General features: G+C 42.4%; 14 protein-coding genes. 6 read left to right on the forward strand and 8 right to left on the reverse strand.

The genetic code is table 11. From position 1 onward, the window contains the following. Positions 1-177 precede the first annotated feature (177 nt). Positions 178-1698, forward strand: coding sequence for an acetaldehyde dehydrogenase ExaC (gene exaC / locus ACIQXR_RS09970; protein ID WP_402871640.1), 1521 nt, complete (start codon positions 178-180; stop codon positions 1696-1698). Positions 1699-1719: 21 nt separating this feature from the next. After that, a complete protein-coding gene (locus ACIQXR_RS09975; RefSeq protein ID WP_402871643.1) occupies positions 1720-2082 on the forward strand; it encodes a DUF779 domain-containing protein in 363 nt (120 codons plus the stop codon). 209 nt (positions 2083-2291) lie between these two features. Here the strand turns inward: ACIQXR_RS09975 and ACIQXR_RS09980 are convergent, their stop codons facing one another. Further along, positions 2292-3755, reverse strand: coding sequence for a protein adenylyltransferase SelO (locus ACIQXR_RS09980; RefSeq protein WP_402871646.1), 1464 nt, complete (start codon positions 3753-3755; stop codon positions 2292-2294). A gap of 240 nt (positions 3756-3995) precedes the next feature. Here ACIQXR_RS09980 and ACIQXR_RS09985 point away from each other — a divergent pair, with 240 nt between their 5' ends. Beyond that, the gene (locus ACIQXR_RS09985) at positions 3996-5417 is read left to right on the forward strand and encodes a glycoside hydrolase family 18 protein (protein WP_402871650.1); all 1422 of its coding nucleotides are present in this window, start codon (positions 3996-3998) and stop codon (positions 5415-5417) included. 76 nt (positions 5418-5493) lie between these two features. On the opposite strand, the gene ACIQXR_RS09990 is transcribed toward ACIQXR_RS09985, so the two are convergent. The 5 genes from ACIQXR_RS09990 to ACIQXR_RS10010 form a co-directional block, all read right to left on the reverse strand. Next, complete coding sequence (locus tag ACIQXR_RS09990; protein WP_402871653.1) at positions 5494-6003, reverse strand: YfiT family bacillithiol transferase; 510 nt, start codon at positions 6001-6003, stop codon at positions 5494-5496. A 219-nt stretch (positions 6004-6222) separates the two neighbouring features. Continuing rightward, positions 6223-7884, reverse strand: a complete 1662-nt coding sequence (locus tag ACIQXR_RS09995; protein ID WP_402871656.1) for a catalase — start codon at positions 7882-7884, stop codon at positions 6223-6225. A 450-nt stretch (positions 7885-8334) separates the two neighbouring features. Further along, positions 8335-9060 carry a 3-ketoacyl-ACP reductase gene (locus tag ACIQXR_RS10000; RefSeq protein WP_402871658.1) on the reverse strand — a complete coding sequence of 242 codons (726 nt, stop codon included), beginning with the start codon at positions 9058-9060 and terminating at the stop codon, positions 8335-8337. 717 nt (positions 9061-9777) lie between these two features. Beyond that, positions 9778-11010 (reverse strand): cytochrome P450, encoded by a 1233-nt coding sequence (locus ACIQXR_RS10005; protein WP_402871661.1) that lies wholly within the window; start codon positions 11008-11010, stop codon positions 9778-9780. 252 nt (positions 11011-11262) lie between these two features. Then, positions 11263-12048, reverse strand: a complete 786-nt coding sequence (locus tag ACIQXR_RS10010) for an SDR family oxidoreductase (RefSeq protein WP_402871666.1) — start codon at positions 12046-12048, stop codon at positions 11263-11265. A gap of 315 nt (positions 12049-12363) precedes the next feature. Here ACIQXR_RS10010 and ACIQXR_RS10015 point away from each other — a divergent pair, with 315 nt between their 5' ends. Next, complete coding sequence (locus ACIQXR_RS10015; RefSeq protein ID WP_402872301.1) at positions 12364-13263, forward strand: 3-hydroxyacyl-CoA dehydrogenase; 900 nt, start codon at positions 12364-12366, stop codon at positions 13261-13263. 102 nt (positions 13264-13365) lie between these two features. Here ACIQXR_RS10015 and ACIQXR_RS10020 read toward each other — a convergent pair whose 3' ends face one another. Further along, entirely contained in the window at positions 13366-14685 is a 1320-nt protein-coding gene (locus ACIQXR_RS10020; RefSeq protein WP_402871668.1) for a sensor histidine kinase, read from the reverse strand. A gap of 1 nt (position 14686) precedes the next feature. After that, positions 14687-15373 (reverse strand): response regulator transcription factor, encoded by a 687-nt coding sequence (locus ACIQXR_RS10025; RefSeq protein ID WP_402871671.1) that lies wholly within the window; start codon positions 15371-15373, stop codon positions 14687-14689. A gap of 230 nt (positions 15374-15603) precedes the next feature. Between ACIQXR_RS10025 and ACIQXR_RS10030 the strand changes: the two genes are divergently transcribed. Continuing rightward, the gene (locus tag ACIQXR_RS10030; RefSeq protein ID WP_402871674.1) at positions 15604-15810 is read left to right on the forward strand and encodes a hypothetical protein; all 207 of its coding nucleotides are present in this window, start codon (positions 15604-15606) and stop codon (positions 15808-15810) included. A 34-nt stretch (positions 15811-15844) separates the two neighbouring features. Continuing rightward, positions 15845-16849 carry a DJ-1/PfpI family protein gene (locus ACIQXR_RS10035; RefSeq protein ID WP_402871677.1) on the forward strand — a complete coding sequence of 335 codons (1005 nt, stop codon included), beginning with the start codon at positions 15845-15847 and terminating at the stop codon, positions 16847-16849. Positions 16850-16920 lie beyond the last annotated feature (71 nt).

The raw sequence follows: 16920 nt of genomic DNA on the forward strand, positions 1-16920 counted from the left end.
TTTTTACAAAAATGCTATTAGTAATCTATTTTTCTAGTTCTTATTGCTTGTGTTTTTGTCGAAAAAAGACGATTATAAAGATAGAAAGCAGACCTGGATGATTTCCCTATCATTGTTCAAGCAATCGTGTTCATCGGGGTTAGTTTTCTAAACCAATTAAAGGGGAGAAATACAACTATGATTTATGCTAATCCTAATACAGAAGGTTCTGTCGTACAATTCAAAGAAAAATACGATAACTTTATTGGTGGAGAATGGGTTGCACCCGTTAAAGGCCAATATTTCGAAAATAAATCACCAGTAACTGGTAAAGTATTCACAAAAGCTGCTCGTTCTACTGTTGAAGATATCGAATTGGCATTAGATGCTGCACATGCTGCAAAAGCTGCTTGGGGAAAAACTACTCCTGCTGAACGCGCTCGCATTTTAAACAAAATTGCTGACCGTTTAGAAGAAAACTTAGAAATGATCGCTGTTGCTGAAACTTGGGACAACGGTAAAGCAGTACGTGAAACATTGAATGCCGATATTCCATTGGCTATCGATCACTTCCGTTACTTCGCAAGTGCCATTCGTTCTCAAGAAGGCCGCACAACTCAAATAGATAATGATACAGTAGCATACCACTTCCAAGAGCCACTTGGTGTTGTTGGACAAATCATCCCTTGGAATTTCCCAATTCTAATGGCTGTTTGGAAAATTGCTCCAGCTCTAGCTGCAGGTAACTGTATCGTCATGAAACCAGCTGAACAAACTCCAGCTTCTATCATGGTGTTGGTTGAATTAATTCAAGATATCATCCCTGCTGGTGTTCTTAACATCGTTAATGGTTTCGGTATCGAAGTTGGTAAACCACTTGCTACGAACCCACGTATTGCTAAAATTGCTTTCACTGGTTCAACTGCAGTTGGTCGCCAAATCATGCAATATGCAACTGAAAACATCATCCCTGTAACACTTGAACTTGGTGGTAAATCACCGAACGTATTCTTTGAAGATGTAATGGATAAAGATGATGCTTACCTAGATAAAGCAATCGAAGGTATGGTTATGTTCGCATTGAACTCAGGCGAAATCTGTACATGTCCTTCACGTGCTCTTATCCAAGAATCAATCTATGACAAATTCATGGAACGTGCACTAGAACGCGTTAAACAAATTAAAGTTGGTAACCCACTTGATACTGAAGTAATGATGGGTGCTCAAGCTTCTAATCAACAAAAAGAAAAAATCCTTTCTTACATCAAGCTTGGACAAGAAGAAGGCGCTGAATTACTTATCGGTGGAGAAGAAAACAAATTTGATGGAGAACTTGAAACTGGTAACTACATCAAACCAACTGTTTTCAAAGGAAACAATAAAATGCGTATCTTCCAAGAAGAAATCTTTGGACCAGTTCTTGCTGTTACTACTTTCAAAGACTTCGATGAAGCAATGGAAATCGCAAACGATACTCTTTACGGCTTAGGAGCTGGAGTATGGTCTCGTAGCGGAGATATCGCTTACCGTGCTGGTCGTGGAATCGAAGCTGGTCGTGTTTGGACAAACACATACCACCAATATCCTGCTGGCGCAGCATTCGGTGGATACAAATTATCAGGTATCGGCCGTGAAAATCACCTAATGATGCTTGATCACTATCAACAAACAAAATGTCTATTAGTAAGCTACGCTAAAGACGCTCAAGGATTCTTCTAAATCGAAAGGATACGATCAAACATGGTAGAACGTGTTATTGCAACGAACGAAGCACTTACATTAATAGACTCTATTAAAAAAATACATGGCTCTATCATGTTTTATCAATCCGGCGGCTGTTGTGATGGATCTTCTCCGATGTGCTATAGAGAAGGAGATTTTCAACTGGGGGATGCAGACATCCATCTCGGTGCGATTGGCGATGTACCCTTCTACATGCATAAAAGCCAATACGATTATTGGAAGCACACGCAACTGATCATCGATGCAACTGAAGGACGAGGCCCGGATTTCTCACTTGATAGCGTGGAAGACCAACATTTCATCACACGCTCGCGGGTTTTTTCAGAGGAAGAATACCAAGAAGTGAAAAAAGTTTTATAATATCTAGAAGAGCTGTTCCCAAAAGTCGAATTCGGCTATTCGGACAGCTCTTTTTTTACTCTCTATGTGGTATTACTCTTTAATAAATACTTTTAAACTGTTCTTTTATCCTCACATTCCAATGAAGATAATATCCTATCATGGGGATTTACAAAAAAGCTGCCTAAAAAATGGGGCAGCTTTGCTTTTTCTCTTTTTTCTCTATTTCATTAAGTACCACAAAAAGTCTGGTACGGGCCGCATGATTCAGGTACTGTTGCGTATGCTTCCTGATCTCTCGTATGCGCGTATGGGTGTGAGAGTACTTCTAGAAGTCGTTCCAACACACTGTAATCGCCTTTTTTCACCGCAGCATCCAATACTTCTTCCACCCGGTGATTTCGTGGAATCACCGCAGGATTACTTTCTTGCATCAGTTTCTTCGAAGAGTCTTTCGATTCCTGTTGACGCCCTACTCGCTCCTGCCACAGTCTTTTCCACTCGTCAAACTCCGGAGAATCGAAAAGGGCTGCGTCCCCTTTTGTTTCAAACGTTAAGGCACGGAAGGTGTTCGTATAGTCTGCCCGATGCTTCTTCATCATGTCGAGGAGTCCTTCGATCAGCGCTTCATCCTCTGCCTCTTCATTAAAAATGCCCAACTTTGCCCTCATGCCCTTGAACCAATGTGTATGATACAACTTATTGAATTCCGAGATCTCATCCTGCGCCAGTTGAATGGCCTGTTCCTGGTCGTCATGCAACAGTGGCAGTAGGCTTTCCGCCAATCGGGCTAGGTTCCAAGCGGCAATGTATGGCTGATTTCCATAGGCATAACGGCCTTGAACGTCAATGGAGCTGAATACCGTTTCCGGATCATAGGTATCCATGAAGGCACATGGGCCGTAATCGATGCTTTCTCCGCTGATGGTCATATTGTCGGTGTTCATCACCCCATGTATGAAGCCAACCAACTGCCATTTTGAAATAAGCTTGGCCTGTCGTTTGATGACCTCCCTTAGCATCGATTGAGCTCGGTTTTCAGCAGCTTCCACCTCTGGAAAATGACGCTTGATAGTATAGTCTACAAGGGCCTGCAGTTCCTCGATTGTCCTCCACTTAGCAACATATTGAAAAGTTCCGACACGAAGATGGCTGGCAGCCACTCGCGTTAAAACCGCACCTGGTAGCACAGTTTCCCGATAGACCGGGTCGCCTGTCTTCACTACAGCCAAACTACGCGATGTGGGAATTCCCAGCGCATGCATGGCTTCACTGATGATATATTCACGTAACATCGGACCCAGTGCCGCGCGTCCATCCCCCCCGCGTGAATAGGGTGTTCTTCCTGGACCTTTAAGCTGGATGTCCATCCTTTCCCCCTCTGGCGTAATCTGCTCACCCAAGAGCACCGCTCGCCCGTCACCTAGCATCGTGAAATGACCGAATTGGTGACCCGCGTATGCTTGGGAAAGAGGCAAGGCTCCTTCAGGAATCTCGTTTCCAGCAAGTACTTCCACACCCTCATCGCTTTCTAATTCTTTCGCGGACAACCCTAAAGTAGCAGCCAGCTTTTCATTGAGAATGATCAATTCAGGTGCACTTACTAGAGTCGGGTCGGTAAGGGTGAAAAGAGCTTTTGGAAGTCCAGCATAGCTATTTTCGAAGTTCCATCCTGATTCATTATTTTTTGTCATAGAATCCCCTTTTCTTTAGTCATGTCTGTACTGGTTTTTCCTCATATTTAAAACAAAAATAGTCATTTGCATGGTCCTTATGCACGTTTTTAATGTCTGCATATGCCCATTTATTATACCGCTTCCACATCAAGATGACCCTTTTTAAGCAATCGCGTTTGAAAAACACCATAGGTAAATACACATTTAAACGGCTATTACATAGAATGCATGAATGAAATGACTTAAGGGGGAGTTCTGTTGATTATCTATGTAGTAAGCAGTGGCGATTCGTTATGGAAAATTGCAAACCGCTATGGAGTAACGATCGATTCAATTGTTAAATTAAATGCATTATCCGACCCAAGCCAATTAACGCTTGGCCAGTCATTGGTTATTCCTCACATCGGGACCTCTCACATCGTTGAAGCCGGAGAAACCTTATGGTCGATTGCCCAGCAATATGGACTGACCATTCAAGCACTCATGCAAGCCAATCAACTTACCGACCCAAACGTACTTTACCAAGGCAGTGTTCTATATATCCCGCCCATTACACACGTCGTTCAGTCGGGACAAACGTTATGGGACATTTCCGTTTGGTATGGCACGACCGTTCAGGCCATCTTGAGTGTCAATCAAATCGAAGACCCAAACACGATTTATGTAGGAATGAACCTCATCATCCCAAGGTCGAAACGAGCGATAGAAGTGAATGCTTATACCTATCAATCAAGTGATGCAGCCGTCCAATCCATCCAAGATATCGGCCAACTACTTACTTACCTCAGCCCTTTTGCGTATAAAATCAAGGAAGATGGCACATTAGAAGGACTGAATGATGAAGATATGGTCGACGCCGCGATTTCAAAAAGCATCGTCCCCATGATGTCGATTACGAACTTCACTTCAACGGAAGCCGGATCCAACCTAGCCCAAGTCATTTTGTCCAACTCTTCATTAAGGGAAAAGGTCATCAGGAATGTGCTTGAAGTGATGGATGACAAAGGCTATACCGCACTAAACATCGATTTTGAAAATGTATTGCCCGAGAATCGCGAGGATTACAACCGATTCCTGCAACTGGCCGTTGAGCGCCTTCATGCTAGAGGCTATTTGGTTTCCACTGCCCTTGCGCCCAAGACGAGCGAAGAGCAAGCTGGTGTGTTATATGAAGCACATGATTATGAAGCGCATGGACGGATTGTCGATTTCGTCGTGCTCATGACGTATGAATGGGGATATCGGATGGGTCCTCCTCAAGCCATCTCTCCCCTCGACCAAATGAGGAAGGTCGTGGAGTATGCCTTGACGGTGATTCCTGCAGAAAAGATCTTTTTAGGGTTCCAAATATATGCACGGGATTGGCTCCTCCCACATGTTAAAGGCCAGGAAGCCGAGACATTCAGCCCACAAGAAGCCGTAAGAAGGGCCGTTAAGCACGGAGCACCCATTCAATATGATCCGGTCGCCCAATCACCCTTTTTCCGCTATTCAGACGAAAAAGGGAAAACGCATGAAGTATGGTTTGAAGATGCACGGAGCGCCCAAGCCAAGTTTGAACTCGCAAAGCAATATAAGCTCCGCGGTATCAGCTACTGGGCACTAGGTTTCCCTTACCCCCAAAACTGGGCTTTATTAGAGGACAATTTTTCAATCAAGAAATTGAAGACATTTAGCTGATTTGCTACAACCTTTCGAGGATACCCGTTTAAAAAAATGGCTTATCGACTTTCGATAAGCCGATCCCATCCAATTGTTATTTCGATAAGGCGATTTTTATATGGGCTAAGTGGTGATTTTCGTGCCAAGCTAATTTTGCGATTTTTTTTGCCACTGTTATTTCACCATTTTCCTGATGAGTGAAAGTTCGACGTACTTGCTCTTCGGTTAAACTATGCCCTAAAGCAACGATACGCTCATTTATCCCTTCTAGCATTTTAACGGAACTTTCTATTGGAAGTTCAGTGTCCGGTTGAATCGCCCATTTTTCCTGGTCAAAACCTGGTACCGTTGGGTTCTCATCTGTCAAAGCCAGCTTCAAACGTTGATACATGTTCAACTGGGAATCTGCAATGTGATGAACAAGCTGACGAACATTCCAGCTACCCTCACGATATGTTTTCTTTAATTCCTCATCACTTAATGAGTCAACAGTTTCTCTTAATTGAATGGTGTATGTTTCGATATCCTTTAACCATTCTTGAATGTTTTCTAGTGTTACTTGTTCAGGTACTTGTAATTCCCCAATTGGAAATCTCACATCCATTTTCATTCCCCATTTCCCTATTCGTTATTTCTTTTACATATTGATCAGGAGATTATAATCCCCTTATATTTTAACATATTTTATCCAATTTCCGACATTTATTGGTACCAATAAAGGGGACACCGAAATAACAAGAACTCTTTAACCAAAGACTAAAAAAAAGCTGCCCGCCCGTCAGTTTTCACCGACTTTGGGACAGCTGCTTTGTTTTATTGCCTCTTAATAAGGGTCGGCTTCGTGGCTTTTCTTCACGGCATCTTTAGTCGCTTCATTTGCCGCTAATGTACCTTGGCCATATTTCGACTTACCTGATTCACGGCCTGGAATCTTGCCTTCTTCCTGTTTTTCCTTGATTTCTTTCATTTTCATTTCGATGCCTTCCTTCACACGGCGGCCATATTCTTCATCGGCTTGTGTAAAGTGCTCAACCATGGCATCTTGAATACGTTTGTCACATATTGCAAGTGCATTGGATAGGTTGTTGATTAATTCATCACGTTCCCAGTCCTCAAAGCTGCGATATGTTTCGCCCGCTTGACCATAGTTATTAGGACGGTCAATCGGCTCGCTCATTACCGCCGCATTATAGCTCGGACGGTGCTGTGGACGCTCTTCTTTGCTTGCTTCCTTGTACCCGCCGATCATCGAAGGTTCATAGTTAATCGATGGATTTTCACCATTCTCTTTCGGGTCACGAATATCCATTTGACCACGATGCTGATTCGTGCGGACAGGCACTTTCGGAGCATTCACAGGCAATTTCAGATAGTTCGGACCTACACGATAGCGTTGCGTATCAGAGTAGGAGAACGTACGGCCTTGGAGCATTTTATCATCGGAGAAATCCATTCCGTCGACAAGGACCCCTGTACCGAAGGCGGCCTGCTCGATTTCCGCATGGTAATCCACCGGATTGCGATCAAGGACCATACGACCGACTGGCAACCATGGGAATTTATCTTCCGGCCAGAGTTTTGTATCATCTAGCGGATCGAAATCAAGTTCTGGATGGTAGTCATCCTCCATGATTTGCACATAGAGTTCCCATTCCGGATACTCGCCACGCTCGATGGATTCATATAAATCCTGTGTCGCATGGGCGACGGTCTTCGCTTGAATAGCGTCTGCTTCTTCTTGGGTTAAGTTGCGGATGCCTTGCTTAGGCTCCCAATGATACTTTACAAGCACAGCTTCGCCTTTGTCATTCACCCATTTATAAGTATTCACTCCAGAACCCTGCATATGGCGGTATGTAGCTGGAATGCCCCATGGAGAAAATAGGAATGTAATCATATGCGTAGCTTCAGGTGAACGGGAAACAAAGTCGAACATCTGCTCAGGATTCGCCACGTTCGATGCTGGATCCACCTTGAATGCATGAATCATATCAGGGAACTTCATCGCATCACGAATAAAGAAAATTTTCAGGTTGTTACCGACAAGATCCCAGTTACCATCTTCCGTATACATTTTCACGGCAAAACCGCGTGGATCCCGTGCTGTTTCTGGCGAATCCTTCGATCCTGCCACGGTAGAGAAACGGACCATGAGTGGTGTTCGCTTCCCAGCACCCGAAAATACTTTCGCCCGTGTATATTTTTCTGGAGGTTCATCTCCGACTTTTCCATATGCTTCAAAATAGCCAAATGCTCCAGCACCACGTGCGTGAACCACACGCTCCGGCACTTCCTCCCGGTCAAAGTGGGAAATCTTTTCGATGAAATGATAATTCTCAAGTGTAGCGGGACCGCGATTACCTACTGTTCGGATATTCTGGTTATCCGTCACAGGGTGACCTTGACGCGTGGTCAACGTATCGCGTTTCACATCTTTTTCTTGATCCTGTCCTTTTGGAGCATTCATATCTTTGTTCTCTGCCAAAATGAAAACCTCCTTAAAAATAGTGGCCCTTACTTCACTAGTATTCCAGTTTATAAGGGGAATTATCATTTATATTAAATATTAAATGATAATTATTATAATCAATACAAAACCATTATAGGGTATGCACGTAAAGAATGCACGTAAAATGAATTACATTTTTCTTTCTCAATAAATATCGTATATTCTCAGTAGTGAGGATTACTAGATAACCACTCATCTATCTATTAGGGGCCGTCCCTTAATTTCTTAAAAGTCGTTTACTAACTAATTAGACAATACTTCTTCTATACCTTCGTTTTGAAAAAAGAAAACCTATAATTGATAAATTTCTCCAGAAAACCAGAAATTATTCTCATTAACTTAGATGCCTTCATAACAAAAAAAGAGTCAATTATCCTTTTGGATAACTAACTCTTTTAGTTCTTTATTTATTGAAAATAAACGGCATTAAAATGGGTTCGTTGCGATGAAGCTTGCTGTTTTGACATACATACGTGGATTGATCTTTAATTGGTCCACGATGAATTCTGCAATATCTTCAGGTTGGATGAATTTTGTATCGTTATTTTCCTTAATTAAGCTTAGGTCAAGCGCAAGATCTGTTGCCACCGTACTTGGTGTCAAAGCAGACACGCGAATATTGTTGCGGCGAACTTCTTGTGCTAAGGATTCTGTAAAACCAATTACGGCAAACTTGGATGCACTGTATGCACTTGATGTAGCGGCTCCACTCAATCCATTTGTGGAAGACACATTGATGATGTCCCCACCATTTTTCTCGATTAATTGAGGCAGTACAGCATGTGTTACATAATAGGTGCCCATTAAGTTTGTATCAATGATTTGTTTCCATTCTTCTGGATCCATTTCCATAACCGTACCGAATGTTCCGATACCCGCGCTATTAATTAGAATATCAGCATTCCCCAACTCTTTTGTTAAAGATTCAATCGCTGCTTCCACTTGTTCCTTTGATGAAACATCAGCCGCTGCATAGGCCACTTTAACGCCTAACCCTTCAATTTCGGTAGCCGCCTCTTTTAGAGTTGCCTCTGTTCTTGCAAGTAAACCAACGTTTACTCCTTCTTTAGCTAGTGCGATAGCCGTTGCTTTCCCGATTCCTCTTGCCCCACCGGTAACAATTGCTACTTTATTTTTTAATGATTGTGCCATAATAGTTAGCCCCTTTCTAAATCAACTTTCATATACGTTCTATTATACTATTTTGGATTGGATATTCCTAAAAGCCTGCTTGGTCTTTTGCAGAATCTATCTATAAGTATTTTCTTGATTAGGTTTTCGTAAACTTTGTTTTATATTCCTAAAGCTCTCTTGCTATGCAAACAATTTAAAGGAATCATTCATGACTATTTCTAGCACACGAACAGCATTAAAGAAGTTTTCTGATAGTTGATTCTCCAGCTAAAAATCATGAAAAAAAGAACATCAGAAGTATTCTGATGCCAGACTGTAGACAAACTCTATAAAAATCGAGTTTGTATGGCTTGTACAATGTGGACGTTGATTTCCACTCCAGGCACTCGCTTTCCGCGGGCGGTCCGCGAGCCTCCTCGGCTTTCGCCTGCGGGGTCTCCTGTAGACACGCTTTTCCCGCAGGAGTCTCGTACCTTCCGTTCCTATCAACTTTGTTTTAACTCATAGATAAAACCCTATTTCCTAAGTCAAGATTGTTTCACAATAGAATTATTAGTTCTTAAAATGGAGCCTGCCCTGAATGTATAGAAGATGGCAAATTGGACACGGCAAGTTTAGGCGAAGATTCGAAAAGAATTTCAAAAGGGGATCGGAACTTAATAATTCCGACCCCCTTTTGTCTAAACTCTGACATCAGAGTATTCTGATGCTCCTATAGTATTGTACTTTCCTCTCTTACTTATAGACCTTGACCGGTAAATACGTTAAGGACTGTCCAGTAGCGGATTCGGTTAAGTTTTGTTCTAAATCAAACCCTTCGACAGGTTCGATACGAGAGAATTTCTTTGTGAAAAGCTCCAAAGCCAATTTCATTTCCAATCGTGCAAGCGGTGCACCTAAACAGAAATGTGGCCCGCTTCCGAAGGTCAAATGCTTCTTATTATTTGGACGGCGGATGTCTATTTTGAAAGGATCTTCAAACATATCTCCATCCAGATTGCAGCCGCTCATCCAAGCGATGACGGTATCCCCTTTTTTTAACGGAACCCCTAATAAATCATTATCTTCTTTAACCGTACGATCTCGTCTGGAGCTGTGGAACCGATACCGTAGCATTTCCTCGACTGCATTCGGAATCAATTCAGGCTCATTCCGGAGTTCTCCATAGATTGACGGATCATCATAAAGTAATGAATAGAAAGAATTCGCGATCGCATGGCTAGTCGTTTCGACACCCGCGCCTAATAGGAGCATCGTCGCCTGCACGATCTCTTCATCCGTAAACCTTTCCCCATCCACTTCTGCCCGGATTAAGTCACAGATAATATCATCTGACAGATTCGAACGTTTCTGAACGACAATCGGATATAGGTATTGGAAATATTCCTTTGCCGCCTGTTCCTTTTTACGCATGATATCTTCCAACCTTGCTTCGTCATAAGGTTGGAACAGGATATCCACCCATTCTTTGAACTGGTGTTGATCTTGAATCGGCACCCCGAATAAATCCGCGATAACCATAGCAGGTAAAGGGCCAGAGAATGTTTTTATAATATCGACCGTTGAGTCAGCTGGAATGTCATCTACAAGGTCGCTAATAATTTGGTGAATACGAGGTTCCCATTCTTTCAAACTGCGCGGGGTGAAAGCGGCTGCTAACAAGGAGCGGCTCTTCCGATGTGTAGGTGGATCCACCAATGTAAGATTCGTTATGGAAGAAGGTTTTTCTGCCTTCTTACCCGCTCCAACGAAAATAGCACTTCTAGGTCCTTCACTTGAAAAAACCTTATAGTTACTTAATACCTGTTTAACATGTTCATATTTAAACACATTCCACGTATTCGTTCCCTCATGGAAATAGACAGGATGATCGTGAAGCATTTCTTTGTACCATTCAATCGGGAAAAACTCATCAGCACGTGACTGAAAATTCGTAATTTCTTTAATAGGAATCACTTCTTTGTTCATTAAGTCATATTCCTCCTTCAAAACATCTAAAGATTCTCAGCCTTCTACATTTGCACGTATGTTCAGCTTACTCTAAACAGAGTATTTTGAAAAAAGCAATAAGTAATAGGGCATGAAACCCACATTTGAATACCTTTGGTTTTTTTGTAGGTAGTAGGTCTCTTCTATGTGGCGGTACAGGCGTGCCTAAAGACCACATAAAAAAAGCACTCATTTTGAATGGCTCAAAATGAGTGCTTTTTAGTCGTTTCATCAAATCTCCATGTCCCAACGATCCTGTTCGGTTTGCTTCATCTGTTTTTCCGTTTTTTCCGGATAGGCTGTACGGAATTTATGGTGGTCGGCCGGGATGATTTCAATCATCTTCTCGATCATATCTTCCGGATCAAGTTGGTTCTTTAATCCCGCATCCTGTTTCTCCATATCTTCCTTCCGTGTAAAGTTACGTTCCTCATCGAACCACTTCCATTTCTCCTCTGCAGCCCTGTCGTTGAAGCCCGTATTATAGGCACCCGGATTAATGGTCGCCACCTGCACCCCAAATGGCTCAAGCTCATCCTTCAAGGTTAACGCCATACCCTCGATGGCATGTTTGGTTGTCGCATATGGACCTCCGAATGGGGTCGTGATAATTCCGGCCATCGAACTCAAGAACACGATTTTCCCGCTTCCTTTTTTGACCAGCTTCCTTGCTGCGCGTTGGACGGATTCAAGTGTCGCAAATACATTCACTTCGAAAATCGCCCGGAACCGATCCATCGGCACTTCCCCTAGTGCACCGCCTTCGTTGATAGCAGCATTGGCCACAAACACGTCAAAATCATACACATCAATCAGAGCCCTGTCCCGTTCATTCGTGATATCCAATTTGAGCACGTCCATATTCAAGCCTTGCTCCTGTGCTTCTCGCATTAGATCCGTTTTCTGAGATGTGATTTCGGTCGTCGCAATCACGTGGTGCCCTCTCTTCGCTAATCCTAATGCCGTTCCTCTTCCAAGCCCACTGCCTGCTCCCGTGATGAAAATCGTTTTAGTCATCTACTATTCCTCCTATCGATATTCTCTATTATTTCTTCTTCCCCGTTGCTATAGACCTAAACAAAATAACGCTTTTCCCAAGGGCAAAAGACAAATAAGTCAGGGTCTAAAAAAGGGATAACAAGGTTTCCAAAAGGACTTTATTCCCCTTTTTTGTTAAAATTAAATAGAACTTTAGACATGCTTCCGGATTTGTCTTTGCGTTTATTAAGGTCGTTTACGGGAATACTTAAAAACATCAAGGCTATCCCTGCATTTCATTCATGAAAGCTTAAACAAACGAGGATAACTAACGAAAAAGGGGTTTTTACGATGATGAATTACAAAAACATCACAGTTGCCGGAAGCGGCGTTTTAGGAAGTCAGATAGCCTTCCAAACTGCTTATGTAGGAAAATTCAATGTAACGATATATGACATTAACGACGAAGCTTTAGAACGTGCCAAAGAAAGAATCACGAACTTGAAGCCGTATTATAAAGAAGATTTAGGGGCAAAAGACGAAGATTTAAACGTGGCTTATGACCGTCTTACCTTCCACTCTGATCTTGCAAAGGCTGTAGCGGATGCGGATCTTGTGATTGAAGCGATTCCGGAAGTCGTTCAGATTAAAACCGATTTTTATACGGAATTAGGAAGAGTGGCGCCTGAGAAAACCGTTTTTGCAACGAACTCTTCGACATTATTGCCAAGTCAATTTGCGGAAGCGACAGGCCGTCCCGAGAAATTCCTCGCCTTACACTTCGCGAATGAAATTTGGAAAAACAATACCGCTGAAGTCATGAAGCACCCTGGAACAAATGACCAGTACTTTGATGAAGTGATTGAATTCGCAAAAGCAATCGGAATGGTTGCCCTGCCATTACATAAAGAGCAACCCGGCTATATCCTGAACTCTTTATTGGTTCCGTTCTTGGAAGCAGGCCAAGGACTCCTATTGAATGAAGTCGCCGACCCTGCAACCATCGACAAGACATGGATGATTGCAACAGGAGCTCCACTCGGACCTTTCGCCATCTTGGACGTAGTGGGAATCACCACCGCCTATAACATTGCCAATGCCAAGGCTCAAGCAGGCGATCCACATTTCGTGAAATTGGCTAACCTCTTGAAAACGGAATACATCGACAAAGGGAAAACAGGCAGAGCAGCAGGAGAAGGCTTCTACAAGTACCCGAACCCTGCTTTCGCTAAAGCTGATTTCTTAAAAGGTTAATGAACATGAAGGAAAAAGCAGAAGGCGCTTAGGCACCTTCTGCTTTTTCATGGATGATTTGTTTCGATATACCTTCCAGCTGTTTGCGGAAAGCATGCTACACTAAAAATTTCCCAAAGGTAACCAACCATTTAAGATTGCACCACCTTCAGGGTTATTTCCTACTACCAACTCACCACCATGCTGTCTAATGATTCGCTGAGAAATCGTTAAACCTAATCCTGCTCCTCCGGTTGAGCGATTTCTCGATGCTTCCCCACGATATAGTGGTTCAAATACTCGCGGAAGGTCTTCCATAGAGAACCCCTTTCCTGTATCTTGTACCGTAAAGATCACTTGGTTATCCTCTCTATTGCAAGTAATGAATATTTCTCCATTCCTAGGTGTATGCCTTACCGCATTATCTAGCAAGTTATTCAGGGCTCGTTCCAATAAGTGCGAATCACCCTTGATGTAGCAACCCGTTTTTAAATGATCTGTCATGATAGAAATCCCCTTTTGCTGAGCCTGCAGGCGCAGACTTTCTATGGAGTTCTTGAGAACAAGACACAGATCAATCCTGTTTTCAGGCAGATTCACTTCTTGGTATTCCGTCTTAGCAAACGTGAAAAGATCCTCTACTAATCGATCCAACTGCGCCGACTTCTCCTTACATACCGCCAAATACTTTGCTTTCTTTTCAGGTGTATCAGCAATGCCTTGCTCTAAACCATCTAGGTAACCACGCAAAGCAAACAAAGGCGTTCGTAAATCATGTGCAACAGCAGTAATGACAAATCTCCTTTCAGCTTCCAATTCATCCTGTTTCTGAAAAGATTTTTTTAGACTATCTACCATAATAGTAAACCCGTCATGTACCTCATCAATTTCTGAAATCCTTGATGAAGGTAACTGGATATCCAGGTCTCCCTCTCCAATCTGTCGAGCACATAGACCCGTTTTCTCCAAAGGAATGAGAATATATCTTCGCATTGCATAGGTAATGACCAAAATCGCCACGATTAGGCCAGAAATGACTGCAATTATTTGAGTCATTTTTGAATGATCTTGATAGATGACAACCCTTCCAAGCACCTGCCCATCCTGTATGATTGAAAACTGTTCCACGCTCGCAGAGGACGGCCCTCGGTCAGAGTCCGATTGAAAAATCGCCTGATTAGATCCGGATAGTATCGACACGCCCATGTCTGCTTTCTCTAAAAGCCCGCTTAATTGGTCTTGCCAAGCAGGACTTTTCCATTTATCAGTATTTGTTTCAATCAAGTGAGTTATCGCTTCCATATTCTCCTGTTGTGGTTCATCCATTCCAAGATTGAATGACTTTGTTTCAAGAATATGCCCACCTACATAAAACACCCACGGGAAAGTAAGGATAATGAGTAGGCAGAGGATGGTGAAATGACGAATTCGAATGGTTTTCATTTTATTCTCCTTTAAAACGATAGCCTATACCCCATACATTGACTATAAATTTCGGTTCGTTAGGGTCCGCTTCAATTTTCTCCCGAAGTCGACTTAGATGGACACGAATAGTATGTTTGTCCCCAATCCCTTCCCAAAACTTTTCGAGTAATTGCTCGTATGTAAAAACATATTTCGGATGTTCCGCGAATAATTGCAGTAAATCATACTCTTTCGGTGTAAGCGAGATGGGCTGCCCTTCTATAGATACCTCTCTTGTGGATAAATCCAACGAGAGGCGCCCATAATCCAAGACCTTCCCCTTTAACTCTTGCTGAGAACTGGAGCGACGTAATACCGCCTTCACTCTTGCAACAATCTCACCAGGCGAAGCGGTTTTGACTATATAATCATCTCCTCCAAGTGCAAGGCCTCGTATCTTGTCTACATCATCACTAAGCGCACTCAAAAAAAGAATCGGGACGTTGCTTTTCATACGAATCTGCCGACATAACTCAAAACCATTTTGTCCCGGCATCATGATATCAAGGACAAGGCAATCAATTCTACATTGCTTTACCACATCAAGCGCCTGAGTAGTATCATAAGCAAGTTTCACCTGAAATCCCTCATTTATTAAGAAATCCCTCAATAATTCAACAATGCTATGGTCATCGTCCACAACTAAAACGGTATGTACATCCTTCACAAATCTAATTCCCCTCTCTAATTGGCTCCCCTATATACTATCCTTACAATTTGATTCAATTTTATCACTTTTTTGAAAAAGGAAACGTTTTAGGATGGATTGTGATTATTTTGTGATTGTTTCATACCATTTTTTGAGATATTTAACGGTTATTCTATAACTGTGAAACAAACTTCAACTATTGTAATGTTTCGTTCCACAATTCTAATAACTTCGAGGGGGATTTAATAATGGGTGTTGAAGATCAAAGTTATTCATTTTTTCCATTTGGTGCATTGTTCTGTCTTACACTATTTTGTTTTGTAGCCGTTCGCATATTCGCCATACGATCTCGTTATAAGGATTTCAATCAACTTACCCATCTAAAAAAGCTGGTAAGCAAAGGGGAAATGACAGAGGCCGAATACCAAAGATTTAAAGAACTTCTTACTAAATAGGAACATAGGAAATTTAATTTTGGAGGGGAAATGTATGCATATCCAAATTGTATTGTTTGATGGATTTGATTTATTAGACGCTATTGCACCTTATGAAGTGTTTACTGCTGCTGGGATGTACTTGAAAGATGACTTAACCGTAACACTCGTTTCTGCAGAAGGGGAACGAATGGTGACAAGTGGAGTGAATGGTTTACAAATTCAAGCAAGTGGGGAACTGGACGTAACTCGTAAAGGGATCATTCTTATTCCGGGAGCCTTTGGTTCCGTTCATGATACTGGAGCCGAATCGATACCGGTTAGGCTCCAGCAAGCATCTGAAACTAACTTGAGACAATTATTAAAACAAGCCATTGGAAATCCAGATATATTGCTATCCACAGTTTGCGGTGGTTCCCTTATATTGGCCATGAGCGGCTTATTAGAAGGTCGGCATGCCGTTACCCATCACATGGGAATGGGGCTTTTAAGTGCGACGAATGCAATTCCTGTTCATGCTCGAATTGTAGATGATGGGGATATTGTTACTGGCGGTGGCGTTACTTCTGGACTCGATGTTGCCCTTTACCTGGTTGAGCGAGAATTAGGCCCACTTATAGCCCACGCGGTGGAACAGCTGTTTGAGTACGAACGTAGAGGTACAGTTTGGAGAAATGAAGGAAATGTACCGAAAGAAATCCGACAGGAAAATGATATTAAAGTGACAAGTGATGAGTCCGCTATCCCAACTGATTCAAGAGATGACTTCCAAGGCAATTGGGATACCACCATCTCCACACCTATTGGAAAAATCCCGATTTTATTACATGTAACCAATCAAAATGGGAAACTAGTAGGTACAGCAAAGCAAGGAGATGATATTGTCACAATGGACGATCCCGTACTAGAATCGAATCAATTAAAGTGGTCCATGAAAGTGTCTAAGCCCATGCGCCTTAATTTGAATTTCAGCGTTTACGTAGATGGAAACAAAATGATTGGTGAAGCAAAAGCAGGGATGCTCCCTACATCAAAGTTAGTTGGACATCGAGTTGGATAACATGGGGTGATAGGTAGCCTAACCGTTCATATCCCTGAATAACGCTTCCTATTCATATCATACTTGCTATT

Origin of the sequence: Peribacillus sp. NPDC097224, assembly GCF_044761985.1 — a bacterium.
In the GTDB taxonomy this organism is placed as follows: Bacteria; Bacillota; Bacilli; order Bacillales; family DSM-1321; genus Peribacillus.